The following is a 335-nucleotide window of genomic DNA, read 5'->3' as shown; positions in this document are numbered from 1 at the left end:
CGGCACGCCGGGAAGTCGGTCATCACCATGGACCGGGAGGTGCCGGGCTTCATCGCGAACCGGCTGCAGGAGGCGCTGTGGCGCGAGGCGCTGCACATGGTGAACGCCGGCGAGGCGACCGTCGAGCAGATCGACCGGTCCATCACCGACGGGCCCGGCCTGCGCTGGCCGGTCCACGGCCCGATGCTGACCTTCCACCTGGCCGGCGGGCAGGGCGGCATGGCGCACATGCTCGACCACTTCGGCCCCTCCCTCCAGTCGCCGTGGACCAGGCTGGTCGCCGCCGAGCTCACGCCCGAGCTGCGGGACGCCGTGGTCGACGGGTGCGACCGCGA

General features: G+C 73.4%; 1 protein-coding gene. It reads left to right on the top strand.

From position 1 onward, the window contains the following. Window positions 1-335, top strand: a 335-nt coding sequence (locus Q0L15_RS20680) for a 3-hydroxyacyl-CoA dehydrogenase family protein (RefSeq protein ID WP_296606576.1), incomplete at both ends; no start/stop codon positions are given.

The organism is Nocardioides sp., from assembly GCF_024509035.1.
Classification (GTDB): Bacteria; Actinomycetota; Actinomycetes; order Propionibacteriales; family Nocardioidaceae; genus Nocardioides.
This window is presented reverse-complemented; position numbering and strand designations above follow the sequence as displayed.